At 35.0% G+C, this 23,380-nt stretch carries 24 protein-coding genes; 17 read left to right on the top strand and 7 right to left on the bottom strand.

Annotated elements, in window-relative coordinates; all coding sequences use genetic code 11:
- Window positions 1-12 precede the first annotated feature (12 nt).
- Both GOQ16_RS11405 and GOQ16_RS11400 read left to right on the top strand, forming a co-directional pair.
- Complete coding sequence (locus GOQ16_RS11405) at window positions 13-2,337, top strand: TonB-dependent receptor (RefSeq protein WP_160069402.1); 2,325 nt, start codon at window positions 13-15, stop codon at window positions 2,335-2,337.
- 2 nt (window positions 2,338-2,339) lie between these two features.
- On the top strand, window positions 2,340-3,128 hold the full coding sequence (locus tag GOQ16_RS11400; RefSeq protein ID WP_160069401.1) for a DUF4249 family protein: 789 nt from the start codon (window positions 2,340-2,342) through the stop codon (window positions 3,126-3,128).
- On the opposite strand, the gene GOQ16_RS11395 is transcribed toward GOQ16_RS11400, so the two are convergent.
- Complete coding sequence (locus tag GOQ16_RS11395) at window positions 3,125-3,733, bottom strand: polysaccharide deacetylase family protein (protein WP_160069400.1); 609 nt, start codon at window positions 3,731-3,733, stop codon at window positions 3,125-3,127. The genes GOQ16_RS11400 and GOQ16_RS11395 overlap by 4 nt on opposite strands.
- A 91-nt stretch (window positions 3,734-3,824) precedes the next feature.
- Here GOQ16_RS11395 and GOQ16_RS11390 point away from each other — a divergent pair, with 91 nt between their 5' ends.
- The 3 genes from GOQ16_RS11390 to GOQ16_RS11380 are packed head-to-tail and all read left to right on the top strand — an operon-like array spanning window position 3,825 to window position 6,084.
- Window positions 3,825-4,733 carry a ComEA family DNA-binding protein gene (locus tag GOQ16_RS11390; protein ID WP_160069399.1) on the top strand — a complete coding sequence of 303 codons (909 nt, stop codon included), beginning with the start codon at window positions 3,825-3,827 and terminating at the stop codon, window positions 4,731-4,733.
- A gap of 3 nt (window positions 4,734-4,736) precedes the next feature.
- Window positions 4,737-5,267, top strand: a complete 531-nt coding sequence (locus GOQ16_RS11385) for an adenine phosphoribosyltransferase (RefSeq protein WP_160069398.1) — start codon at window positions 4,737-4,739, stop codon at window positions 5,265-5,267.
- Between the two features lie 22 nt (window positions 5,268-5,289).
- Window positions 5,290-6,084, top strand: a complete 795-nt coding sequence (locus tag GOQ16_RS11380) for a TerC family protein (RefSeq protein ID WP_160069397.1) — start codon at window positions 5,290-5,292, stop codon at window positions 6,082-6,084.
- A gap of 59 nt (window positions 6,085-6,143) precedes the next feature.
- On the opposite strand, the gene GOQ16_RS11375 is transcribed toward GOQ16_RS11380, so the two are convergent.
- Complete coding sequence (locus tag GOQ16_RS11375; RefSeq protein ID WP_160069396.1) at window positions 6,144-7,553, bottom strand: alkaline phosphatase; 1,410 nt, start codon at window positions 7,551-7,553, stop codon at window positions 6,144-6,146.
- A 129-nt stretch (window positions 7,554-7,682) separates the two neighbouring features.
- Between GOQ16_RS11375 and GOQ16_RS11370 the strand changes: the two genes are divergently transcribed.
- A complete protein-coding gene (locus GOQ16_RS11370) occupies window positions 7,683-8,987 on the top strand; it encodes an OmpA family protein (RefSeq protein WP_160069395.1) in 1,305 nt (434 codons plus the stop codon).
- Window positions 8,988-9,047: 60 nt separating this feature from the next.
- Window positions 9,048-9,356: a hypothetical protein gene (locus GOQ16_RS11365; RefSeq protein ID WP_160069394.1), complete on the top strand. Its 309-nt coding sequence runs from the start codon at window positions 9,048-9,050 to the stop codon at window positions 9,354-9,356.
- A gap of 2 nt (window positions 9,357-9,358) precedes the next feature.
- On the opposite strand, the gene GOQ16_RS11360 is transcribed toward GOQ16_RS11365, so the two are convergent.
- A complete protein-coding gene (locus GOQ16_RS11360; RefSeq protein ID WP_160069393.1) occupies window positions 9,359-9,892 on the bottom strand; it encodes a lipocalin family protein in 534 nt (177 codons plus the stop codon).
- Window positions 9,893-9,970: 78 nt separating this feature from the next.
- On the opposite strand from GOQ16_RS11360, the gene GOQ16_RS11355 reads away from it, so the two are divergent.
- From GOQ16_RS11355 to GOQ16_RS11335, 5 genes are all read left to right on the top strand, one after another.
- Window positions 9,971-10,432 carry a DUF4268 domain-containing protein gene (locus GOQ16_RS11355; RefSeq protein WP_160069392.1) on the top strand — a complete coding sequence of 154 codons (462 nt, stop codon included), beginning with the start codon at window positions 9,971-9,973 and terminating at the stop codon, window positions 10,430-10,432.
- A gap of 7 nt (window positions 10,433-10,439) precedes the next feature.
- A complete protein-coding gene (locus GOQ16_RS11350; protein ID WP_160069391.1) occupies window positions 10,440-11,243 on the top strand; it encodes a S1/P1 nuclease in 804 nt (267 codons plus the stop codon).
- Between the two features lie 74 nt (window positions 11,244-11,317).
- Window positions 11,318-12,868 carry a glutamine-hydrolyzing GMP synthase gene (guaA, locus tag GOQ16_RS11345; protein ID WP_160069390.1) on the top strand — a complete coding sequence of 517 codons (1,551 nt, stop codon included), beginning with the start codon at window positions 11,318-11,320 and terminating at the stop codon, window positions 12,866-12,868.
- Entirely contained in the window at window positions 12,825-14,123 is a 1,299-nt protein-coding gene (locus GOQ16_RS11340; protein WP_160069389.1) for an ABC transporter substrate-binding protein, read from the top strand. The genes guaA and GOQ16_RS11340 overlap by 44 nt, the downstream gene beginning before the upstream one ends.
- 6 nt (window positions 14,124-14,129) lie before the next feature.
- Window positions 14,130-15,308 carry an RsmB/NOP family class I SAM-dependent RNA methyltransferase gene (locus tag GOQ16_RS11335; protein WP_160069388.1) on the top strand — a complete coding sequence of 393 codons (1,179 nt, stop codon included), beginning with the start codon at window positions 14,130-14,132 and terminating at the stop codon, window positions 15,306-15,308.
- Here the strand turns inward: GOQ16_RS11335 and GOQ16_RS11330 are convergent.
- A complete protein-coding gene (locus GOQ16_RS11330) occupies window positions 15,305-15,766 on the bottom strand; it encodes a universal stress protein (RefSeq protein ID WP_160069387.1) in 462 nt (153 codons plus the stop codon). The two genes, GOQ16_RS11335 and GOQ16_RS11330, sit on opposite strands and share 4 nt — an antisense overlap.
- Window positions 15,767-15,851: 85 nt before the next feature.
- On the opposite strand from GOQ16_RS11330, the gene GOQ16_RS11325 reads away from it, so the two are divergent.
- The 5 genes from GOQ16_RS11325 (at window position 15,852) to GOQ16_RS11305 (ending at window position 19,620) form a co-directional block, all read left to right on the top strand.
- Window positions 15,852-16,601, top strand: a complete 750-nt coding sequence (locus GOQ16_RS11325) for a C40 family peptidase (protein WP_160069386.1) — start codon at window positions 15,852-15,854, stop codon at window positions 16,599-16,601.
- An 11-nt stretch (window positions 16,602-16,612) separates the two neighbouring features.
- Complete coding sequence (locus GOQ16_RS11320) at window positions 16,613-17,614, top strand: tetratricopeptide repeat protein (RefSeq protein WP_160069385.1); 1,002 nt, start codon at window positions 16,613-16,615, stop codon at window positions 17,612-17,614.
- A gap of 51 nt (window positions 17,615-17,665) precedes the next feature.
- Complete coding sequence (locus tag GOQ16_RS11315; RefSeq protein ID WP_160069384.1) at window positions 17,666-18,025, top strand: YkvA family protein; 360 nt, start codon at window positions 17,666-17,668, stop codon at window positions 18,023-18,025.
- 67 nt (window positions 18,026-18,092) lie between these two features.
- Window positions 18,093-18,527 (top strand): FKBP-type peptidyl-prolyl cis-trans isomerase, encoded by a 435-nt coding sequence (locus tag GOQ16_RS11310; RefSeq protein ID WP_160069383.1) that lies wholly within the window; start codon window positions 18,093-18,095, stop codon window positions 18,525-18,527.
- A 1-nt stretch (window position 18,528) separates the two neighbouring features.
- A complete protein-coding gene (locus GOQ16_RS11305; RefSeq protein ID WP_160069382.1) occupies window positions 18,529-19,620 on the top strand; it encodes a serine hydrolase domain-containing protein in 1,092 nt (363 codons plus the stop codon).
- Window positions 19,621-19,645: 25 nt separating this feature from the next.
- On the opposite strand, the gene GOQ16_RS11300 is transcribed toward GOQ16_RS11305, so the two are convergent.
- The 3 genes from GOQ16_RS11300 to GOQ16_RS11290 are packed head-to-tail and all read right to left on the bottom strand — an operon-like array spanning window position 19,646 to window position 23,375.
- On the bottom strand, window positions 19,646-20,482 hold the full coding sequence (locus GOQ16_RS11300; protein WP_160069381.1) for an MBL fold metallo-hydrolase: 837 nt from the start codon (window positions 20,480-20,482) through the stop codon (window positions 19,646-19,648).
- A 54-nt stretch (window positions 20,483-20,536) separates the two neighbouring features.
- Window positions 20,537-21,544 (bottom strand): ATP-grasp domain-containing protein, encoded by a 1,008-nt coding sequence (locus GOQ16_RS11295; RefSeq protein WP_160069380.1) that lies wholly within the window; start codon window positions 21,542-21,544, stop codon window positions 20,537-20,539.
- A gap of 4 nt (window positions 21,545-21,548) precedes the next feature.
- Window positions 21,549-23,375: a peptidase MATCAP family protein gene (locus GOQ16_RS11290; protein ID WP_240141021.1), complete on the bottom strand. Its 1,827-nt coding sequence runs from the start codon at window positions 23,373-23,375 to the stop codon at window positions 21,549-21,551.
- Window positions 23,376-23,380: the final 5 nt, after the last annotated feature.

Genomic DNA, 23,380 nt, shown 5'->3' with positions numbered 1-23,380 from the left:
TTATAAATTTATATGTTTCGACAATACGCATTATTTGTTGTTGCTTTTTTGTTTCATGCCAGTTTATTTGCGCAAACGAAAGTCAATGTTAGCGGATACGTGAAAGATGCTTCATCTGGTGAAGTGTTAATTGGAGCTACCGTTCAGTCAAAAGAATCTAATTTGATTGCTAGAACCAATAGCTATGGTTTTTTCTCACTCGAATTAAACGCATCGGATTCGACCTTGGTTGTATCGTATGTTGGTTATCAATCCTTAGAAGAATCGATAAATACATCGGTTCAAAAGCGGTTTAACTTTGAATTGTCGCCAATCGGAAGAGAAATTGAGGAAGTAGTAATTACGGGTAAAAAACAAAATAAGAATGTCACGAGTCCGCAAATGGGTGCTATTAATTTCACCATTGAGGAAATCAAAAATGTACCTGTACTATTCGGAGAACGCGATATCTTGAAAACTATTCAAATGTTACCAGGAGTTGCCAAAGGAGGTGAAGGTTCATCAAGTTTTTTTGTACGCGGAGGTGGTGGTGACCAAAATTTAATTTTATTGGATGAAGCAACAGTTTATAATGCTTCGCATCTACTTGGATTTTTCTCCACTTTCAATTCGGACGCAATTAAAGATGTTGAACTTTTCAAAGGTGGTATTCCTGCGCAATATGGAGGACGTATTTCATCGGTAATGGATATTCATATGATCGATGGAAATAACAAAAAGTTCGCTGCAGAAGGCGGTATCGGCTTGATTGCATCCCGATTAAAACTTGAAGGTCCATTACAAAAAGACAAAAGCTCATTCATGTTAAGTGGCCGCCGCACCTATGCAGATTTATTTCTAAAAGCTTCAAATGATCAAACAGTAAAAGATAGTAAATTATATTTCTACGATCTCAACGCCAAGCTGAATTATAGAATTAACGATAAAAACACAATTTATGCTTCTGGATATTTTGGGAAGGATGATTTGGGTTATGGCGATTTATTTAGTTTTGATTGGGGAAATGCAACAGCTACGGTACGTTGGAATCATATTCTGAATGAAAAATTATTCAGTAATACGTCTTTAATTTACAGTGACTTCACGTACAATGTAAATGTAAACAACGATAACAGTGAGTTTGTGATTGCTTCAAAAATTGAAAATTTCAATTTGAAACAAGACTTTTCTTATTATGCGAATAATAAAAGTACGTGGAGATTTGGTTTGAATGCTTTGAAACAAAAGATTTCTCCGGCAAGTCTTAATGCCAATGCTAATTCTGCAGTAAATTCTATCAATATTGAAAAGAGACACGGAATCGAAGTTGCTGCTTATGTTTCTCACGAATGGAATCCAACATATTGGTTTTCGGTATTGTATGGATTACGCGCAACTGATTTTATGGTACAAGGACCAGGAACATTCTATAATTTCGATGCTGATGGTGAAGCTATTTCAAATGAAAAATATACGGGTTCGGAAATTATTAAACATCATTTAAATATAGAACCGAGACTTTCGGCTTCATTCATATTGGATGATAAACAAAGTATTAAGACTTCGTACAATAGAATTGTTCAAAATTTACATCAATTGACAAATACGACTTCATCTTTGCCAACGGATCAATATGTATTGAGTAGTAAGAATATAAAACCGCAGTATGCGGATCAAGTTGCATTGGGCTATTTTAGAAACTTTGCGAATAATACCTATGAATTTTCGGTAGAAAGCTTCTATAAATATATGGGCAATCAAATTGATTTCCGTAATGGAGCGGATTTGCAAGCTAACGAATTCTTAGAAGGTGAATTGTTGTATGGTCAAGGTCGTGCATACGGTCTGGAACTTTATTTGCGTAAGACTAAAGGAAAATTAAATGGTTGGATTTCATACACTTTAGGTAAGAGTGAAAGACAGTTCAATCAAATTAATGACGGACAATGGTTCAATGCAAGACAGGATCGCACGCATGATGTATCGGTTGTAGGTATTTACCAATTAAGTAATAAATGGAATTTGGGAGCTAATTTTGTGTATTACACAGGAAATGCCATTACATTCCCAAGTGGTAAATATACAGTAGATGGCCGTACTCTATTTTATTACACAGAGCGCAATGGTTACCGCATGCCAGATTATCATCGTCTGGATTTATCAGCAAATTATGAGCCTGGACCAAAAAACAAACGTTTTTCTTCGAGTTGGTCATTTGGTTTGTACAATGTATATAATCGCAAAAATGCTTATATCATTGATTTTAGAGAAAACGAAAATAATGCTAACATCACAGAAGCTTACAAAATTGCTTTATTTGGAATTATACCTTCTGTGACTTGGAACTTTAAATTTTAGACATGAGACTTATATATTTATACGCATTTATAATTTGCTTTGGATTAAGTTCTTGCGAGGAGTTAATTGATGTAAATCTTAATGATGCTGACCCACGATATGTCATTGAAGCTGATTTAACAGACCTCTCGAATGATCAAATAATTAATGTCTCTCAGACTGTGGCTTTTGACGAACCCGTGCGCAACAAGCCAATAAACAATGCTGCTGTGGTAGTAACTGATGATAAAGGCACGATTTATAATTTTAATAGCATTGGCAATGGTGCTTACAAAGCAACCTTCAAACCAAAAACAAATACACGTTACGATTTGCGTGTCACAATTGATGGAGAAGTATTTGAATCTTCATCGTATATGAATGCATACATAGATGTGGATTCATTGGGTATTATTGAAGATGTTATTTTTTCGGACACGGTCTATTCTGTGACATTGAAATTTGTTGATCCAAAGGATCAACCGAATTATTACAAGTATAATATTTCTGTTAATGGGAGTGATTTCAAATTTAGTAGAGTGTTCAGCGATAAGTTCAATGACGGATTGTATGTGACACATCAAGTTTCTGATAACAATAACGATATTGTTATTGGTGATACGATCACGGTAAGAAGACAGATTATTGACCAACCAGTGTTTAATTATTGGAATGAAATTCTATCTATTAATCCTGGGAGTGCTGCACCCGCAAATCCCACTTCCAATATTACAAACGGTGCATTGGGATTTTTCAGTGTAAGTAGTGCGAAGAAATACGGATTTCGAATTCGTTTTAAAGAAGAAGACTAAAGTATTTCAAAGGTAAATCCCTTTGCTAAAAAGTATTCAATCGTTTTGGGTAAAGCGTATTGAACTCGAGGAATGGCTTTAATATTGTCGTGAAAAACAATAATAGAGCCATTTTTTGTATGCCTAATTACGTTTCGAAAACAAGCTTCTGGTGAAAGATTTAAATCAAAATCTCCCGTCAATACATCCCAGTAAATAAATTCAAAATCCTTGCTAAGAACTTTTAATTGTGATTTTTTGGCGCGTGCATAAGGAGGGCGAAATAAATTTGATTTCGTTAGCTTTTGGCAGGCATACACATTATCAATATAATCTTTGTCTGAAGTATTCCAGCCTTTCAGATGATTATAGGTATGATTGCCTATGCGGTGTCCTTCAGCTATGATTCTTTGGAAAATATCGGGGTGCTTTGAAATATTATCACCCACACAAAAGAATGTTGCTTTGATGTTGTAGACCAATAATGTATCTAAAATCCAGCTTGTGATTTCGGGTATTGGTCCGTCGTCGAATGTTAAAAAAAGCTTTTTGTTCGCACGCGATTTATTCCAAATTACTTCTGGATAATACCATCTTAAGAAAAAAGGTGCGTTAACAAAATACATTTTCAATTTACATTAATATTTCGCAAATTTAAGTGAAAGCTTTTAGAATGGGGCAGCCAATTACACTTTAGTTACGTTTCACACTGTTTCGATGAATAATTTTTTCAAATACTTTCAGTTCAATACAGTAGAGCGAAACGGTTTTATTGTGTTGTCTCTGTGTGTATTGCTGGTGAACATTAGTCTATTTCTCTACAAATCATTAAAGTCTTCTGAAGTTATTCCGCATCAAGTTTATGATTTAAACTCTGCTGAATCTTTTGCGACAAAGGAAGTTGAAAATACGCCAGATTATTCTAAACCTTATTCCGACTTTAAGAAGACCAATAAAACAATTACCTATTTTACATTTGATCCAAATACAGCAACCGCTAACCAATGGCATAAATTAGGTTTATCGCCAAAGCAAATTCAGGTAATTCTGAACTATCGATCAAAGGGGGGAAAGTTTTATAAAAAAGAAGATTTACGAAAGATCTACTCAATTTCTGAAAAGGACTATAATAGATTAGAATCGTATATTATTATTTCAACTGCAGACGATAAACCCAAAAAGTCATTTGAAACTAGTGCTTATGAGAAGCGTGAAGTAAAATCAATTGCGCGATCAATTTCTATTAATACAGCAGACACTTCTGAATTAAAACAATTGAAAGGTATAGGTTCTGTTTTAGCAGCTAGAATAGTGAAGTTTCGGGACGCTTTAGGAGGTTTTCATTCCGTTAATCAGATTCAAGAAGTTTATGGTATTTCTGAAGAGACTTTTTTGAGAATAAAGGACAAGCTAATAGTTTCTACTGCCGGAATATTTAAACTAAAAGTAAATGATGCTCAAATCGATCAATTGTCAAAGCATCCTTACATCAGTAAAAAGCAAGCGCAAGCAATTATTAATTACAGACAGCAGCATGGAGCATATGCTAATTTTGAAGCATTGGCACAAAATAAAGCTTTAGATCAAGAATTTTTACGTAAAATTGGGCTTTATTTAGAGTTTTAAAATATGCTACAAGAAAGATTAAATGCGGTAATTCGTGATATTCCTGATTTTCCTCAGCCGGGAGTTGTTTTTAAAGATATTACACCAATTCTTAAAGATGCCAATTTGTGTACTGAAATAGTGGAAGCTTTTGTTGAACAAGTCAAAGATTTGAAGATAGACGTCATAGCAGGAATCGAAAGCCGTGGTTTTTTATTTGGGATGATGCTTGCAAACAAATTGAACATTCCGTTTGTTCCAATACGGAAACAAGGTAAGCTACCGGCAAAAACAATTTCTGAATCGTATAAGTTAGAATACGGTCAAGCAACTATAGAAATACACAATGATGCTTTTGAGTCAGGAACAAATGTATTGATACACGATGATTTGTTAGCGACAGGAGGGACTGTTGTTGCTGCAGCAAAGTTGATTGAAAAACTGGGTGGTCAAGTGGCAGGTTTTTCATTTGTGATTAATCTAGAATTTTTGAAAGGCGAGGGAAGGTTGCATCGTTTCAGTGATAACGTAATTTCTTTAATAAATTATAAATAATTTACACACTTAAAACTACTTTATGGAATGGATAACTGATCCTCAAATTTGGATTTCCTTTTTAACTCTGACAATTTTAGAAATTGTTCTAGGGATCGACAACATCGTCTTCATTTCTATCCAAAGCGCTAAACTTCCAGTAGAACAACAAAAACGAGCGCGACAAATTGGTCTAATATTAGCCCTTGTGATGCGTGTTGGTTTATTGTTTTCGATTAAATGGGTAATGGGCTTGACCGCGCCGCTTGTAAATTTCGCGGAATGGTTTAACATTACGAATGAAGCAGTTGTTCCGTATTTAATATTATCTGGACGTGACCTGATTTTGTTTATTGGTGGTTTGTTCTTGATTTATAAAAGTACAACTGAAATTCACCACAAGGTGGAAGGACATATAGAAGCAACAGGTGTAAATGCGAAAGTTGTGACATTCTCATCTGTAATTATTCAGATCATTATACTTGATTTGGTGTTTTCTTTGGATTCTGTTATTACAGCGGTAGGTATGGTTGACCAAATTGGGGTAATGATTGCTTCAGTGATTGTTGCTGTAGGTATCATGCTCGTATCTGCTGAAGCGATAAGTAGATTCGTGAATAATCACCCAACGGTGAAAATGCTTGCATTGGCGTTCTTACTATTGATTGGTGTATCATTGACGGCAGAAGCATTTGACCAACATATTCCAAAAGGATACATTTACTTCGCAATGGCATTCTCGGTATTGGTAGAATTCTTGAATATCAAAGCGATGAAAAAAGCACAAAAAAGCGCAGATTTGCAAGTCGTAAAAGACAAGGATATTACGAAAAACTAAGAATGATATAAACAAAAATGGTTAGCGAAAGCTAACCATTTTTGTTTATTAGAAATTTATTAGAAATTCAATTGTGCAGCTTGTGCTATTTTTTTAGGGATATCCGTATTATCCATTTTATGATTGAATAGTGTAGCACCTTCGCCAATCGCATATATTGGCACATATGCAGCAGAATGATTGCTTGAAGCCCATCCTACAGAAGCTATTCTGTTTAAGATATTGATACTTAATGAAGCAATTTTATCATCGTTTGCATACAAGCTTTTTGATGTTTCATTTTCATGATTTATAAAGCTTTTTTCATACGCTTCGCGCAAGACTTTTTCATCAGCTTCCGTAATTTTTACTTTACTCCACAAACCTGTATTTTCAGCTATTAGATTTTTAACATCATCCCAAGTTGCGTTAGGTTTATCTTTACGAAGATTTCCCACCAAAGAAGACAAAGTTCCTTGCGATACCTTTTGGTAAGCTAATGCTTGTGTATTTAATTTTGAAGAACCATTACCAATAGCCAAACCACCTGTTTCGTGGTCAGCAGTCACAACGATCAATGTTTCTTTTGGATGCTTTTGATAAAATTCATACGCCAATTGAATAGTTTTATGGAAATCTTGAACTTCACGAATTGTAGTTGCTGCATCATTGGAATGTGAAGACCAATCAATTTTACCACCCTCAACCATTAAGAAAAATCCTTTTTTATTATCCTTAGTTAATGCCGCAATAGCACCTTTTGTAATATCTGCTAGAGCCATATCTGTAGGTTCTTGATCGATAGCGTATTTTAGGGATTCAAATTGCGTAGGTTGGTCGTTAATCCATACTGTTTTCTGACCTTTGAATTTATTTGCATCAAAGCCATTTTTACCACGAATAATTTTATAACCACCTTTTTCGATTACTGCATGGATATCTTCTACTTCTTTCTTGTCAAAAGTCGTAGTTGGTTTTAAGAATCCTGCTCCCGCAAAAAAATCAAAATTTGATTTAAGAATCTCAGTAGCGATTTCATAATAATTGCTACGGCTTGGTTGATGTGCATAGAATGACGCTGGTGTAGCGTGGTCAATACTTACACTTGTCGTAATTCCTACTTTCAAGCCTTTTTCTTTAGCTGCAAAAGCTATGCTTTTGTATGGAATAGTGCCAGTACTATCTGTACCAATATTTCCATTTCTAGTTTTCTTTCCAACAGCTAAAGCTGTACCACCCGCACCTGAGTCTGTGACTCCATGTGAAAGTGAATTTGTCGAAGCAAATCCTACATGCGGAAATTTTGTGAGGATTGAATTTTGGTAGCCAACTTTGTTCTTCGTTTCAGCTTCAAAAATTTCGGTTAGATTGACATGGTTTAGGCCCATACCGTCGCCAATCAAATAAAAAATATATTTTGGCTGTGCAAAACTTGATGTTACACATGCAAAATAAATAAATAAAATGGCAACAATAGATTTTTGTTTCATAGACTACAACTGTTAATTTATAATCAAAGATAAAACATCCATATAAATAAATGGTTAAGTCTTAGATATTTTACAACAAACAAATGTGCTATTAACTTGTTGTGTATTTTGTTAAATAAGCACAAGGAGATGGAAAACAATTTATTAAACAATGTTAAAGCCTACTTCACGGATGAAGTAATTAACAAATTAAGTGCAAATATTGGAGAGTCTTCCGATAACGTACACAAAGGACTCGAACTTTCAATTCCTTCAATTCTTCTAGGATTACAAGGGAAATCTGGAGAAGGTTTGGGTAGTATTTTAAATTCAGCAAGGCATTTATTCAGTTCTTTTGATATTCATAATCTGTTCGGAAATTATTTCGGCACTCCAGCTGGTACTGATAATTCGAAATTTGAAACACAAAACTTATTGAGCTCGATTTTTGGTGACCGCTTGAGTACGGTAGTGGATTCCATATCTTCTTATTTAGGAATGCGTAGTGAGTCTATCACCGGTATATTAGGAGCGAGTCTGCCTGCAGTAATTTCAGCTATTACACATAAAGGAGCAGATTGGAATGCAAATTCAATTGGAAGTTTGTTGAATTCAAATAAATCATCATTTGCAGCAGCATTGCCAACAGGTTTAGGGCTTGGAGCATTTGGTTCATTGTTTGCGCAGGCTGATAGACCCGTTGAATTACCAACGGAAACCACAAGTATACCTGATACACCTGTGTCTACGCCTGTGGAGAGAATTCCGCCTCAGCAACGTGAACCAGTTCATACACATGAACATGTTTCAGAGGAGAAGAAAGGTGCCGGACTGTGGTGGATTTTGATTCCGATATTGCTAATTGGATTGTGGTTTTTATTTGGTAGAGGTTGTAGTGGTGACACTAAAGAAACAATGTTGCGCGATTCCATAGATAATGCGGACACAACTATTGTCATTACGAATCCAGTGACGCAAAGTGAGAAACAGCAAATTGATGTGAAATTGCCAGATGGAGCTTCATTGAAAGCATTTCCTGCTGGAATTGAGGAAAATTTAATTGCTTTTCTTCAGTCAGATTATAAATCAATGACAGACGAGCAATTGAAAGATAAATGGTTTGATTTTGATAATTTAAATTTCGAAACTGGAACGGCTAATGTACTTCCTGAAAGTCAACAACAATTAGAAAATATTGCAGCAATTTTGCGTTTATTCCCTGATGCTAAGATCAAAATTGGTGGTTATACTGATCGTACAGGTGATGAACAAATCAATGAAAGAATTTCCGAAGAAAGAGCTGAAGCGGTGAAAAGCTTTCTAGAAAGTAAAGGATTGGGTAGTCAAGTTGAAGATGGAGAAGGGTATGGTTCTGAATTTGCAACCGTATCAGCAGATGCATCTGATGCTGAAAGAGCAAAGGATAGAAGAGTAGCTGTTAGCGTTCGTAAATAATAAATTACTAATTTTTATTACTTTTGAGGCATATCACAATAGTGGTATGCCTCTTTTAGTATGATTGATTTTGAAGTAAGCAAGCAGTTGGAAAGTGATTTTGAACGGTATATGTTCAAGTTTTATACAAAGTATCAGCGTTTTTCGATTGAGGATTTTGGAAAGTTTGCTAGCAGTATTCTTAATTACAATGTGCAGAATCACCTTATTGACCAAAAAATCAAAAAAGAATATGCGTATTTTTTAACAACGCTTTATAATAAGGGAATTGGTAAAAGAATTACGGAAGAACATCTTCAGGTTATTGCTGAATCTATTTCTTCCGATTCATCAGTTGATTTTACGGTGATTCAAGAACTGTTTGGATAGGATCATTCTTGAATGGTCCACACTAAATCTTCAATTGCATAACCAGCACTTTTCGCATAGTTAAGGTATTTGGTCTGAAGTTCAGCTGATATTGTTTTAGTACGCGATAAAATCCACATATAATCCAAATTTTCTCCGAATATTAGCGCATGTTCATAATCACCATCAATGTGCATAATGTTATACCCCGAATAGAAAGGTCCAAAGAAAGAAACTTTTAACGCACCCTCATTAGGTAGCCCCTGAAATTTTGCTTTCCCAATGCTTTGTTTAGATTTGTTGTCTTTTATTTTTACGCCCGAATTAATAACTTTTATTGAGCCATCTTCGTTTAAGGAATAATTAGCGGTCACATTTTTCAAACCTTTTTCCCAAAAGAAATCCAAGCGAGCAATTTCATACCAATGACCCAAATACTTTTCAAGATCAAAATTAGTGATTACAGGTAAATCTGATTTTACAGGTTTCCAAATATTGTATATAACTGAGCCTGCAGCTGCGGCAGTAAGTAAAAGCAATGATTTTTTCTTATCCATGAATTATCCTTTTAAGTTTAACAAAATAGTGACTGCAAAAGTTTAACCAATTTTTTAATTTTGTAAAAATTTTAAGTTTTGTATTCAAAAGAAGAAGCAAGAAATCTAAAAGAATCATTTTGGACGACATTTGGTCAATATATGTCAGCGGTACCTTCTGCTGATGGCGATAAGGTGAATTGGGTAAATTACAAAACTGGAATTAAACATCTTCACTTTCGCATGGATGCTACCAATAAGACAGCAAGCATTTATATCGAAATTTCGCATCCAGACGATAGTATACGTCTGCTTATATTTGAACAATTCAAAGAGTTGCAACAGGTTTTCAAAGGCATTGTAGATGAAGAATGGGAGTGGGACGCGGAATATTACGATGAGTATGGTAAAAAAACAACTCGCATTTCCACCTCATTGGTTAAAGCTTCAATTTTTAATAAAACACAATGGCCAGAGCTAATTAGCTTTTTCAAACCACGTATAATCGCTTTGGACGAGTTCTGGTCTATGGCAAAATATTCATTCGACATTTTTAAATAATACAAATATGAAAAACAAGTTAAGTGCAATCGTTTTGTTGGTGAGTTGTATGATGTGTAGTCAAATCCAAAAGGTGCAAGCTTGGGGAATGACGGGGCATCGTGTGATTGCAGAAGTAGCAGAAAGACACTTGAGCAAAAAAGCTAAAAAGAATATCCAAAAAGTTATTGGAAATCAGCATATCGCTTATTGGTCTAATTGGGCTGATTTTATCAAATCGGATACCAGTGAAGCCTTCAAGAAGACGGGTTCCTGGCATTTTGTGAATACTTCCGCAAATTTGACTTACGATCAATTCCATGCAGAATTACAACAGTCTCCAGACAACAATTTATATAAAGCTTATTTGAATGTAAAAAAAGAGACAATCGAAAACAAAGATTTGTCTTTAGCACAGCAGCAACAAAATCTATACTTTATTTTACATCTTTTTGCTGACGCGCATCAGCCGATGCACGTAGGTAGAGCAGCAGATTTGGGCGGAAATAAGATTGAGGTAATGTTTTTTGGTCGAAAAACAAATATTCACCGTGTTTGGGATTCTGACTTGGTAGAAAATGAGCAGTATAGCTATACAGAATATGCCTCCGTATTGGATATCCATGACAAGAATTACTATAAAAAATATAACGTTTCATTTGAACAAGCTTTGTACGAAACGCATCAGTTAGCAAATAAGATTTATGCAGATGTAGAATTAAATGCAAACCTGAGCTATACGTATATCTACGATTACAAATATATTATGGAGGAAGCATTATTGAAGGCTGGTATTCGTTTGGCAAATGAATTGAATGAGATTTACGGATAATATAGGTTTATTTTCCGCTTGAATTAGTAAAAATTGACTTCCTAATATTAATATCTAAATTGTACCTTTGCACTATGTCTGAAAAAATTATTATCCTTGATTTTGGTTCGCAATATACGCAGCTAATTGCTCGTCGTGTAAGAGAACTAAATGTATATTGTGAGATTCATCCTTTTAATAAAGTTCCTGAGTTTGATGATAACGTAAAAGGCGTTATTTTCTCTGGAAGTCCGTATTCGGTTCGTCAAGAAGACGCTCCTCAAATTGATTTTAAATCTATCCAAGCACGTTTCCCTTTACTGGGTGTTTGTTACGGTGCTCAATATTTGGCACAACAATCGGGCGGTGAAGTATTGCCATCCGAAATTCGTGAATACGGTAGAGCAAACTTACAATTTGTAGATGATTCGAATGAATTATTGAAAGGCGTTCCTGCACAATCACAGGTATGGATGTCACATGGTGATACAATCAAAGAAGTTCCTGCAAATTTCAAGGTAATATCAAGTACAGACAAAGTACGTGTAGCTGCTTATCAAATAGAAGGTACGAAGACTTATGGTATTCAATTTCACCCAGAGGTAACACACAGTACTGATGGTCAGATCTTGATCAAAAATTTCGTGGTTGATATCTGCGGTTGTTCTCAAGATTGGACTTCAGAATCTTTCGTTGAAACTACTGTAGCACAACTTAAGCAAGATCTAGGTACTGACCATGTAATCATGGCTTTATCGGGTGGTGTTGACTCAACTGTAGCTGCGGTATTACTACACCATGCTATTGGAGATAGATTACACTGTTTCTTTGTAGATCACGGACTTTTGCGTAAAAATGAGTACGAACAAGTATTAGATTCGTACAAAAATATGGGTCTTAATATCAAGGGCGTAAATGCAAAAGACTTATTTTTCAGCAAATTGGCTGGAGTAAAAGAACCAGAGGCAAAACGTAAAATAATAGGTGGAGCTTTCATTGATGTATTTGATCAAGCATCTAAAGATATTCAAAAGGATTTGCCAGAAGGAGCGGAGGCAAAATGGTTGGGTCAAGGTACTATCTATCCTGATATTATTGAATCAATTTCTGTTAAAGGACCATCCGCAACAATCAAATCTCACCATAATGTAGGCGGTCTTCCTGATTACATGAAATTGAAGGTTATTGAGCCTTTGAAAACATTATTCAAAGATGAAGTACGTCGTGTAGGTAGAACTTTAAATGTTGATCCAAACATCCTAAATAGACATCCATTCCCAGGTCCTGGTTTAGGAATTCGAATTTTAGGAGATATTTCAGAGGAAAAGGTACGAATTTTGCAGGAAGCTGATGACATTTATATTCGTAATCTTAAGGAATCTGGTTGGTACGATAAAGTATGGCAAGCTGGAACAATTTTTTTGCCCGTACAATCTGTGGGTGTAATGGGCGATGAACGTACATACGAGCACGTAGTAGCGTTGAGAGCTGTTGGGTCATTGGATGGAATGACAGCAGATTGGATTCATTTACCGTATGAGTTATTAGCTAAGATTTCAAATGAAATAATAAATCATGTTAAAGGAATCAACAGAGTCGTGTATGACATCAGTTCAAAACCACCAGCAACAATTGAGTGGGAATAACAAATTGAAGAAATCTTATTTAATATATGCAGTATCATTACTTTTAGGTGTATCCGCGTGTGCACCTAAAAGTGGTGTTTTGCGCGCTCCGAGCAATCCGGGGCAAGTGAGCACCAGCGCAACTGAAGAAGCCAAAAAAGCAGAAGAAAAAGCTGCTGAAAAGGAAGCTGCCGCGAGAGATAAAAAAGACGCAGCTCAACGTAATATTTCTTTACTATTACCTTTCCAACTGGATCATATCGGCGCTGAAGGTGTGCAAGAGAATGATGTTAAAAGATCTGCTCTAGCACTAGACTTTTATCAAGGATTTCAGTTAGGATTAAATGAGTTAGCAAAAAAGTCCGATTCTTTTAATCTAAAAGTTGTTGATTCTAAGGATAATGCGTATTACAACTCAACTTTAGCTACATCTGAAGACATAAGTAATTCTGGAATAATAGTAGGACCTATATACCCAATTGAGATCAAGGCATTTGGTAATAGTCTTCCAGATAAAGAGAAACTAATTATTAGTCCATTGGCAGCTTCGCCTGCTTCGGAATTTGGCCTAAATAATTTGGTGACAATTACTCCTTCAATTAAATCACACACAAATGGCCTAGCAAAACGCGTTGCCAAAGATTATATAACAGGTGATATAATTATTATTTATAATACTTCAGATAACGACAGTAGACAATTTTTGAATGGTATGCTTGCGTCTATCAAGGAAAACAAAGAAAATGTTAAAATTATCTCTGTTTCTACATTAGCGCAATTAAATGAAAATTTGTCAACTACAGGTACAAATTTGGTGGTGAGTGGTACGACAGATAAAACACAGCTTAATAACCTGATTAGTAATCTTTCGAAGAAAAATTCTGAAGAATATAATTCTATCAAATTATACGGACATCCGCTTTGGGATAGATTCGACTTTAGTATTCATACCAATTTTTACAGTCTGCGTCCTGTGATCACGACAGAAAGTAATTTGAAATCTTGGACTTCAACAACGCGTAATTTTAGAGACACTTATAAGGCTAAGTTCGGCATATATCCTTCGGATCAGTCTTACAAAGGTTATGACGTTGCAGTTTATTTTGGTTCATTGATTAATAAATATGGCGTGGATAATCTGAAGTCTAATTTGACGAAAGAACCATATACTGGACTATTTAATACGTATAAGTTCGATTATAACGAAAAATGGGGATTTACCAATGAGGCTGTTTCTTACAAAGAATACCTTAACGGTTCATTCCAGTTACAATAAAATTTTATGGCAATAAATGAAAAACGTGTAGCACAACATGTTCGCGGTTTTGAAAAAGCATTAAGCGGATATGCACACAATGAGCCTTTGTCTCGCTATCTTACACGATTTTTTAAAGAAAATAAACAAATGGGGTCATCTGATAGAAAGATGACCTCTCGTTTTATTTACAATTATTTTAGGTTGGGTCATGCACTAAAAGAGCAAAATCTTTTGGATAGACTATGTTATGCTGAATTCCTATGTGAATCGGACTCGCCTCTAGTAAGTTTAAACTTTCCCGAATTAGCTGATGAAATTTCAAATCCGTTGATTCAGAAAATTCAACTGCTCGAATCAAAAGTTTCTTTCGATAGCAACCAAATATTTCCTCTTTTGGAGAATCTTTCCGAAAGTATCGATAAGCAAAGTTTTCTGAATAGTCATTTTGTACAGCCAGATCTATTTATACGCATTAAGCGTGGACAGGAAGATTATGTGAAATCTACATTAGATCAACACGATATTGCTTATACATCTTTTAGCTCGAATACATTATCACTTCCAAATGGATTTAGACTTCAAGATTTTCCAAAATTGGAAGGAAAGTATGAAGTCCAGGATTTGTCTTCGCAAAAAACAATTGAATTTATGGAAGCAGCTGCGAAAGAAAATTGGTGGGATGCGTGCGCAGCTTCTGGTGGTAAAGCATTGATGCTATTAGACAAATACCCCAATTTAAATTTGCTAGTGTCGGATATACGTCTTTCTATTTTGCGAAATTTAAATGATCGTTTTGATAAGGCTGAAGTAAGGTCGCCAAGACGTCAGAAAATTCTGGATCTAACTGCAGATACGACTGCAATTTTGGGTAATGAAGAGTTTGATGGGATAGTTTTAGATGTTCCATGTACTGGATCTGGAACTTGGGGACGAACGCCAGAAATGATTCAACAAATGACAAAGGAAAAATTGCAACAGTTTTCTTCGTTGCAGAAAACAATCGCTTCTAATGTCATCAAACACCTAAAAATAGGCAAACCTTTAGTGTACATGACATGCTCAGTCTATGCGGAAGAAAATGAGCATGTTATTCAATATTTAGTTGATCAATTCGGTTTTAAAATCGAAAAAATGGAATTGATCAAAGGCTATGAATACAAAGCAGATAGTATGTTTGCGGCTCGATTGATACGAACACATTAACTGCAATTAATAGGAACAACTAATACAGGACAAATTGCTTTGCGAATAACAGATTCTGATACACTTCCAGAAATAAAATGATCAAACCCTGAACGACCATTGGAACCCATTATGATGAGATCAGCTGACCATTCGTCTGCTAATAATAAGATTTCCTCTTTTATATTTCCAATGCGCGTAAAGGTGAATACCTCATAATTGGAAGAAAATTCCGCTGCGATTTTATCAACATATTGTTCAGCTGTATTTTGTTGGATTTCTGTGATTTCAGGAACAATTATAGGCTGCTGACCGAGTAATGGATCAGCTCCATAAGTAGCAGGACTTGTCGGCGGTACGACTGTCAGTAAAGCTAAAGAAATCTCTTCATGTGAAATAATTTCTTTGGCATAACTCACAATTTTTTCTGTACATGGTGAATCATCAACGGCTAACAGAATTCGACGAAATTTTTTCATAGCAATGAATTTTAGTTGATTTAAAATTATCTTAGTATTCTAAAAACAAACAAAAAGGTGTTAATGTTTTAATCAATAAACGCTTATGAGTATTTCAGCTTGCAACCTCAATATAGTACCCTTAAGAGCAGAATCTTCACATCGGAGTGAAATTGTTTCGCAAGTTTTTTTTGGGGAGACTTTTGAAATCTTAGAAGAAGGAATTGATTTCACACGTGTAAGAATGACTGAAACGAAGTACCAAGGATGGATTCAAAACAATCAGTATGCTCCAGTTATTTTAGCTGGTGTGGAAAAAGGTTCAATAGTCGATTTGCAAGGTGCTAAAGCAGTTTCTAAATCTAAAATAGTTCATTTGCTGCATGGGACATCTGTCACAGGAAATACCATTACTATTGGTGAAGAACAATACCATATTGAAGGGACATTGCGTGAAACCAATCTAACGGATTTCAATGCTGAATTTCCGAAACTTATTCAACACTATAGTAATGCTCCTTACATGTGGGGAGGCAGGTCTATATATGGTATTGACTGTTCGGGGTTTAGTCAAGTGGTTTACAAGCATTTTGGTATATCACTCTTAAGAGATGCATACCAACAAGCTGAAAGTGGCACTACAGTTGATTTCTTGACAGAAATTAAATCGGGTGATTTGGCATTTTTTGACAATGAATCAGGCAAAATTACACATGTGGGAGTGATGATAGATAATGAAACCATCATTCATGCATCTGGTCGTGTACGTATCGACAAGATGGATAGTCAAGGTATTTTTAATGCAGAATTGAACCGTTACACGCACAACCTACGTATTGTTAAGCGTTATTTTTAAACTTTTATTCAATGATTTTACAAGCAAATAACTATTATAATTTAGCTAGTTCCCAATTATTTCCTTTCAGTGCGTCTATTAATGATGCTTTCGCGGAAAATGATGCGCTGAAAATCGCCAAAGAGGCTTATGACTTGGTATTAAGTGAAAAATATGAAGAAGCTATTACAGCATATACAAAAGCGATAACTGTATATCCCGAACAGCCATTTTTTTACGCTTGTCGCTCTATAGTTCATAGTTTCAATGCAGATGATGAAAGTTTTTATTACGATTATCAAGTGGCAAAACGTATGGATTTCAATTACCATCATTATTTAGAATGGTTAGAAAATCAAGGTGAAATGTTAGAAGCAGATGAATTGGTTGAATTAAATCAAGCAATTAATGTAGAACCCGAAAATCCACAACTACTAATTAATCGTGCAATGTTGCAAGTTCAGCACTTTAATTATGCAGATGCGATCGCTGATTATTCGAAAGCTTTTGTGCTGAATAATGATGTGAAAATTCTTATTTCCAGAGCTGCAGTTTATATGTATGTTTTACAATATGATAAGGCACTTGCTGATCTGGACGTAGTCATTGAAACTCAACCTTTAGTTGAAGCGTTTTTATATCGTGCAAAGTTGTATATGGCTATAAAAGAGTTTGATAGTGCATTGCAAGATTTTAATGCTGCCTTAAAATTCGATCATCGAAATAGTTCTGTTTTAGAAGAACGGGCACAGCTATTTGAGCAATTAGAAGAGTTTGACAAAGCAATAGTAGATTATTCCGCTATTATACAATCAAATCCCGAAGATTTTTACCCATATGTGTTGCGTGCGGATGTTTACGAGAAAACCGAAAATTGGGCTAAAGCAATTGCAGATTATTCTGAAGCTATTCGTTTAAATCCTTTTTATTCAGATTTATACCAATACCGTGCTACCATTTTAGAAAAGATTGGTGATAACGCAGGCGCTGAAGCAGATTACGCAAAATTCGAAGAGTTGGAGAAGGAAGATTAAGAATTAAACTATTGATTAATACGTAAGTCCAAGACAAAAATAATTTGGTAAATGAAACAAACTTATTTAAAGAAAGCGTTTAAGTTGTTCGGTGGGTACAAAGCACATAAATTGACTACAGACGATTTGAACAAGGCCGATGCAAAGGCAATGCACTTGGATGATAAGATGAGTGATTTCAAAGTGTTGGTGAGTATGGCCAAGGATATTATGGCTGGCAGATTTAAGGTCAACACCTGGAACGCTTCCGTTATTGTCGCTACTATTATTTATGTGGTGTCGCCTATTGATGCTATTCCAGATTTAATTCCAGTATTGGGCTGGTTGGATGATGTTACTATTGTAGGTTATGCATTGAGCAAACTTTCAGAAGAATTAAAGCGTTATAAAGAATTTAATACGCAATTTTGAAGATAAATACTTCTTAATTTGGCAAGCCGTATATGAACTATACGGCTTTTTGTTTTATTTTTACTTTATGTCTAAATCAAATAGCTACCTTAAAAAAATTAAAGATCTTGCATCCAAAAATTTACTTGAAGGAGAACAGTTTCTTAAAGAAAACGGTGAAAGAGAACAAGTAATTGTTTTGCCTTCTGGATTACAATATGAAATTGTACAAGAAGGAACTGGAAAGATTCCAAACAAAAAGGATAAAGTTTTGTGCCATTACAAAGGAAAACTTTTGAACGAAGAGGTTTTTGATAGTTCTTATAAAAGAAAACGTCCTGAAGCTTTCTTCGTACATGAACTCATAAAGGGTTGGCAAGAGGCTTTGACATTAATGCCTGTCGGGAGCAAATGGATTTTGTATGTCCCGCCTAATTTAGCATATGGATTTGAGGCATTGACTCCAACAAGTGGCGGAAATTGTACACTTATTTTCGAAATGGAATTAATCTCAATTTTGTAAGATGCTAAAATTTATCCAAATTATTTTGAGTGTAATTATATGTACAGTTGTATTCGGACAAGAATCTAATAACACATTAAAAAAAATTTATGCAAATCAACACTCTCCAGGCGGAATTTTGTTGATAAAGAATAATTCTGAAGTAGAAATTACAGCTACAGGACTTGCCCATGTCGAACAGAATATTGCGATTAGCCCAGAAACAAGATTTAGAATGGCTTCAGTCAGCAAGCAATTTACAGCGATGGCCGTTTATTTACTCATTCAAGATAGAAAAGTAGATTTCGAAACACCATTAAAAGATATTTTACCCGAACTTCCACAAAAAGCTTCTTCGGTGAAAATTAAACATCTTTTAAACCACAGTTCGGGATTAGTTGATTATGAAAATTTCATTCCTGAGGATCAAAAACAACAATTGACAGATAATGATGTACTACATTTAATTCAAGATTTGGATTCTGTACATTTTGAATCTGGTACACAATTTAGATATAGCAATACAGCGTATTGTTTATTGTCGTTAATTGTGGAACGTATTACAAATGAGAGCTATGAAGAATTTTGTAAAAAGCGCATTTTCGATACGCTAATTATGACATCCGCTCAAATATCTGCTCCAGAAACTTTTCTAGATAGAGCTTTTGGTTACAAGCCAAATCAATCTGACTTCCAATTTGCAGATCAAAGCATTACATCAGCTACTAGAGGCGATGGTGGAGTGTATATTTCAGCTCTTGATTATAAAAAATGGATGGACAAAGGCAATTCGCTTTTCACACCTCAGTTTTTCAAAGATTTAGAAAAGTATAAAATTAAGGTTAAAGATGGCATTTATTACAGTTTAGGTTTATTTTTAACAATAACTAATGATGGTAATTTAACATTATTCCATTCGGGCGAAAGCACAGGTTTTCACAATATTTTTATATTCCAACCGCAACACAATTACGGAATTTCATTATTTACAAATCGTGATGATTTGCTAATTTCCGATATTTTTGATGAAATAATGAAACGTGAGAATATTGCTATTCCAAACTTAAATAAACCCCTATTTGTTTGGTTAAGTAAAGTTTATAGCAATGAATAAAGGAAGGCAAATTTGCTTTCCTTTATTATATTTCTGATAATTTGAAGATGTCTTTGACACGAATACCTTTTTCTGTATGTTGTAAAGTACAGCATTCATTTACAGGATCATGTTCGAAGAATAAGATATATTCCTTATCTACAGCTTCCTGCCAATACGATTTTCGTTCTTCCATCGTGACCAGCGGACGTACATCATAACTCATCACATAGGGGAGTGGAATATGTCCTACAGACGGCAATAAATCCGCCATATACAGAATAGTTTTTCCTTTGTACTCGATTTGAGGCAACATCATCGCCTCTGTATGTCCGTAAGCATATCGCACACTAATATTGGTATCATAATTTTGATCTTCAGTAATAAAATTCAATTGACCAGATTCTTGAATAGGCGAAATGTTTTCTTTCAAAAAAGAAGCTTTTTCTCTTGGATTAGGATTAACATTCGCCCATTCCCAATGTTTTTGGTTACTCCAGAATTTCGCATTTCGAAATGCAGGGACAAATTTATCGCCTTCTAGTTTTATTGCACCACCGCAATGATCAAAGTGCAAGTGCGTCAAAAACACATCTGTAATATCATCCCTATGAAATCCAAATTTTGCTAAGGATTTATCCAGTGTATCATCTCCATGAATGAAATAGTGCCCAAAGAATTTGGCATCTTGCTTATCACCCAAAGCGGTATCAACAAGTGTTAATCTCTTTCCATCTTCAATCAATAAAAGTCGATTTGCCCAAGTACATAGATTATTTTCATCCGCTGGATTGGTGCGTTGCCACAAGGATTTAGGAACAACGCCAAACATTGCGCCACCATCTAGCTTAAAGAAACCTGTATCAATAGTATATAAATTCATTGTAGATTTTATCTGTAGTACTATTTCAAAGGTATTAAAATTAAAACTGAGCTATTACTTTGCGTAATAGTTTTTTGCTTTTTCTTCTACATCTTGAATCAAATAGGCTATATAATCCACTTCATTCAAACTACTAGCAGCACTCAATGCGCCTGGACTGAATACATTAATCTCCATAATTTTATCACCTACAATATCCAAACCAACAAGATACATACCATCCGATCGCAGTTTAGCAGAAACTTTCTTGACTAAGGCTAATACATCTTCAGTGACGTTGGCTACCTCAGCTTTAGCACCTTGGTGAATATTGCTGCGAATTTCACCTTTAGGTTGTACGCGTTGCAAAGCTGCATATTTTCCATTTATCACAATTGGTTCACCATCTAGTAAGAAAAAACGCATATCACCCTTGGTAGCTTCTGGCAAATATTCCTGACCAATGACGTAACCATCTCGTGCAATGACTTCCACTGTTTGTTTTAAGTTATGCAATTCATTAGGACTAATCATAAAGACATTTTTACCACCAGAACCTTTGAGTGGTTTTAAAATTATTTTATCATTTTGGATATTCATAAAATCCAAAATATCTCCATAATTACGTGTTACGACAGTTTTTGGACGAATTTCTCTTGGAAAGTTTTCCAAGTAAAGTTTGTTGCTCGCTTGAATCAATTCATCAGGGTCATTGATGACAAATCGACCTAATTTCTTCAACAATTGAGCGAATTGCAACCCCATTGCTGGAGCCCAAGGTCTATTAAGCATATCCATTACTGGATCAAAGCGTAACCATAATACGTCTACGTCCAACATTGAAATACGTTCTTTCTGCTGTTTTTTTAATTTTTCCAACAGATCTTCGTTATCCAAAACAGTTTCATTAGGATGGATTTGTCGTACATGTGCATCGATATGAGTATCATCAACGTATACAAAATCGGACAAACCAATATACATAATTATATGTCCACGCCTCAAGGCATGCAAAGCCATCCAAGTAGTAGTGAAATATGCTTCCTCTTTGTGTGTTTGATTAATTAAAAATGCGATTTTCATATAATTATTTTATAAGTTTAAATATGGACCCTTCTTTTCTTATTAGTTCCAAACGTGATGAATATACATCGGATAAATAGCGAGGAATAATTGCTGGTGATCGTAAATATCCTCTCTGAATCAAATCCTGTATAATTGGGATATAATCTTTTCGAATTTTACCAATAGTCAAAATGTTAATATCGTTTCCAGCTCTTAGGTATTCTAAAAGTTCTATCAGCCCTTGTAGATATACAGCATCCTTCGTCAAACCACCACCTCTATATACACGCATTGTAATCAAGAATGCAATTTCATCTGCAAAATCATATTGCTCGACAAGCATGGAAAACGTATCTATAAAAGAATTACCCATCAACATGTGTCGAACGCAAATCACACGTGCAGCTAAGATTCTTAAACGTTCATTGTTTAGACCATCAACCATGTATTCAGCAAATACAGCTAAACCTTCTTGTAGTTTTTCATAGCCTGGTACGCCTTGACTAAACAATTGCAATAATTGAGATTTACCATTGAAGTAGGTGGCGATATGCGTACCAACCTCATGCTGAATCAATGCTTCCGCTCTTTCCTTCGAAACTTTATAATTTGAACTGATATTTAGTACTCCACGATTTACCATCACACCTGATACGTCATTACGAACACGCACAGTCGTATTTAGTTCAGGATATTGTAATTTTAAATACTCAATTTCTTGTGTAGCTAATTGTGCAAATTGTTGCGCATTTAATTTTTCTTCACCTTTCGGGGTATTTGTTTTATTATTGTCGATAACTGTAATGATGGCTTCTGCCACATGCATCAGCTTGTCGCTTACATTTCCAAAAACTTGTAGACTTCCATGCACGAAATCAGGTGTATTGCGATCTGCCAACATACTCATCATTTCATCCAATTCTCGTCTTTTGTCACGAAATAAATAAGCAATATTTGGATCATAAATATCTTCAATCGGAAGGTTGTAGAGATTGCGTTTTACCAAATCGGGATCTATAGGCATGGGCCGATATTGAAATACAGGATTCTTTGCGTACCGTGAGTTTTTAAATGTTTGCCATGCTTCTTGCACATTGGTAGGCGTAACGAGCATCAAAAAATCAAATCGTTGACTTTCTGCCAATAAAGCTTTGTCAATTTCAAAAATATTGGATGTAATTTCCTTGTGTACATTTAATTTGAACTTAGCAGGATTCAAATTTGTATAAAGCCTTAGGTATTCAAAGAAAGTTCTAGAAAGCGCTTTGCTCATCGATTCTCTGAAGTGTCTTTCTAATAAGGGCAGAATACTTCCTGCAGTATTAATAAATGTATTTTTGGTGCTTATACCAAGCAGGTATGTATTATCTTCTTGAAGTTTATTAAGTGAAAATAGTGGTTTGTAATCTGGATTATGCGGCGTTTTGCGTTGTTTTACAATAGAAGAACGTAAATCAGGCGCTTCTGTTCTTATGTTTTTATGAATGTATTCTGCTAAAGGTAAAGCAACTTTTTGGGCGATATGAATCGAAATATCATCTTCTTTGTCATTGTCAGTCCAAATTTCAATGATTAAACAACTCCCGAATTCTGATTTTAATTCTTGTGCAATTTCTTTGATCCAATTGTCGACATTCTCATCATCATATTTGAAAATAATACTTGATAATTGCGATTTAGCTAAATCAGAAATCATGCGCTGTTTTGCAACAGAGCCAACTGTACGGTATAAGAAAAAATAGGGAACGATTTTATTGAATACTACTTTGCCTACATTAGGAATCTGCTCATGAAAAGATTCTCTATTGTGTATACATGATTTAATATGTTTCAATAATTTTTCTTCCACTAATA

Source organism: Sphingobacterium bovisgrunnientis (assembly GCF_009829085.1).
Taxonomy (GTDB): domain Bacteria; phylum Bacteroidota; class Bacteroidia; order Sphingobacteriales; family Sphingobacteriaceae; genus Sphingobacterium; species Sphingobacterium bovisgrunnientis.
Note: the sequence above shows the minus strand (reverse complement) of the source record. Positions and strands in the feature narration are given on the sequence as shown.

Coding starts and splice junctions, on each gene's coding strand:
- guaA (WP_160069390.1), top strand. CDS start 11,318: ATGTCTGAAAAAATTATTATCCTTGATTTTGGTTCGCAATATACGCAG.
- GOQ16_RS11300 (WP_160069381.1), bottom strand. CDS start 20,482: ATGAATTTATATACTATTGATACAGGTTTCTTTAAGCTAGATGGTGGC.
- GOQ16_RS11385 (WP_160069398.1), top strand. CDS start 4,737: ATGCTACAAGAAAGATTAAATGCGGTAATTCGTGATATTCCTGATTTT.
- GOQ16_RS11375 (WP_160069396.1), bottom strand. CDS start 7,553: ATGAAACAAAAATCTATTGTTGCCATTTTATTTATTTATTTTGCATGT.
- GOQ16_RS11380 (WP_160069397.1), top strand. CDS start 5,290: ATGGAATGGATAACTGATCCTCAAATTTGGATTTCCTTTTTAACTCTG.
- GOQ16_RS11320 (WP_160069385.1), top strand. CDS start 16,613: ATGATTTTACAAGCAAATAACTATTATAATTTAGCTAGTTCCCAATTA.
- GOQ16_RS11325 (WP_160069386.1), top strand. CDS start 15,852: ATGAGTATTTCAGCTTGCAACCTCAATATAGTACCCTTAAGAGCAGAA.
- GOQ16_RS11370 (WP_160069395.1), top strand. CDS start 7,683: ATGGAAAACAATTTATTAAACAATGTTAAAGCCTACTTCACGGATGAA.
- GOQ16_RS11305 (WP_160069382.1), top strand. CDS start 18,529: ATGCTAAAATTTATCCAAATTATTTTGAGTGTAATTATATGTACAGTT.
- GOQ16_RS11330 (WP_160069387.1), bottom strand. CDS start 15,766: ATGAAAAAATTTCGTCGAATTCTGTTAGCCGTTGATGATTCACCATGT.
- GOQ16_RS11360 (WP_160069393.1), bottom strand. CDS start 9,892: ATGGATAAGAAAAAATCATTGCTTTTACTTACTGCCGCAGCTGCAGGC.
- GOQ16_RS11390 (WP_160069399.1), top strand. CDS start 3,825: ATGAATAATTTTTTCAAATACTTTCAGTTCAATACAGTAGAGCGAAAC.
- GOQ16_RS11295 (WP_160069380.1), bottom strand. CDS start 21,544: ATGAAAATCGCATTTTTAATTAATCAAACACACAAAGAGGAAGCATAT.
- GOQ16_RS11405 (WP_160069402.1), top strand. CDS start 13: ATGTTTCGACAATACGCATTATTTGTTGTTGCTTTTTTGTTTCATGCC.
- GOQ16_RS11335 (WP_160069388.1), top strand. CDS start 14,130: ATGGCAATAAATGAAAAACGTGTAGCACAACATGTTCGCGGTTTTGAA.
- GOQ16_RS11350 (WP_160069391.1), top strand. CDS start 10,440: ATGAAAAACAAGTTAAGTGCAATCGTTTTGTTGGTGAGTTGTATGATG.
- GOQ16_RS11310 (WP_160069383.1), top strand. CDS start 18,093: ATGTCTAAATCAAATAGCTACCTTAAAAAAATTAAAGATCTTGCATCC.
- GOQ16_RS11395 (WP_160069400.1), bottom strand. CDS start 3,733: ATGTATTTTGTTAACGCACCTTTTTTCTTAAGATGGTATTATCCAGAA.
- GOQ16_RS11315 (WP_160069384.1), top strand. CDS start 17,666: ATGAAACAAACTTATTTAAAGAAAGCGTTTAAGTTGTTCGGTGGGTAC.
- GOQ16_RS11365 (WP_160069394.1), top strand. CDS start 9,048: ATGATTGATTTTGAAGTAAGCAAGCAGTTGGAAAGTGATTTTGAACGG.
- GOQ16_RS11400 (WP_160069401.1), top strand. CDS start 2,340: ATGAGACTTATATATTTATACGCATTTATAATTTGCTTTGGATTAAGT.
- GOQ16_RS11340 (WP_160069389.1), top strand. CDS start 12,825: ATGACATCAGTTCAAAACCACCAGCAACAATTGAGTGGGAATAACAAA.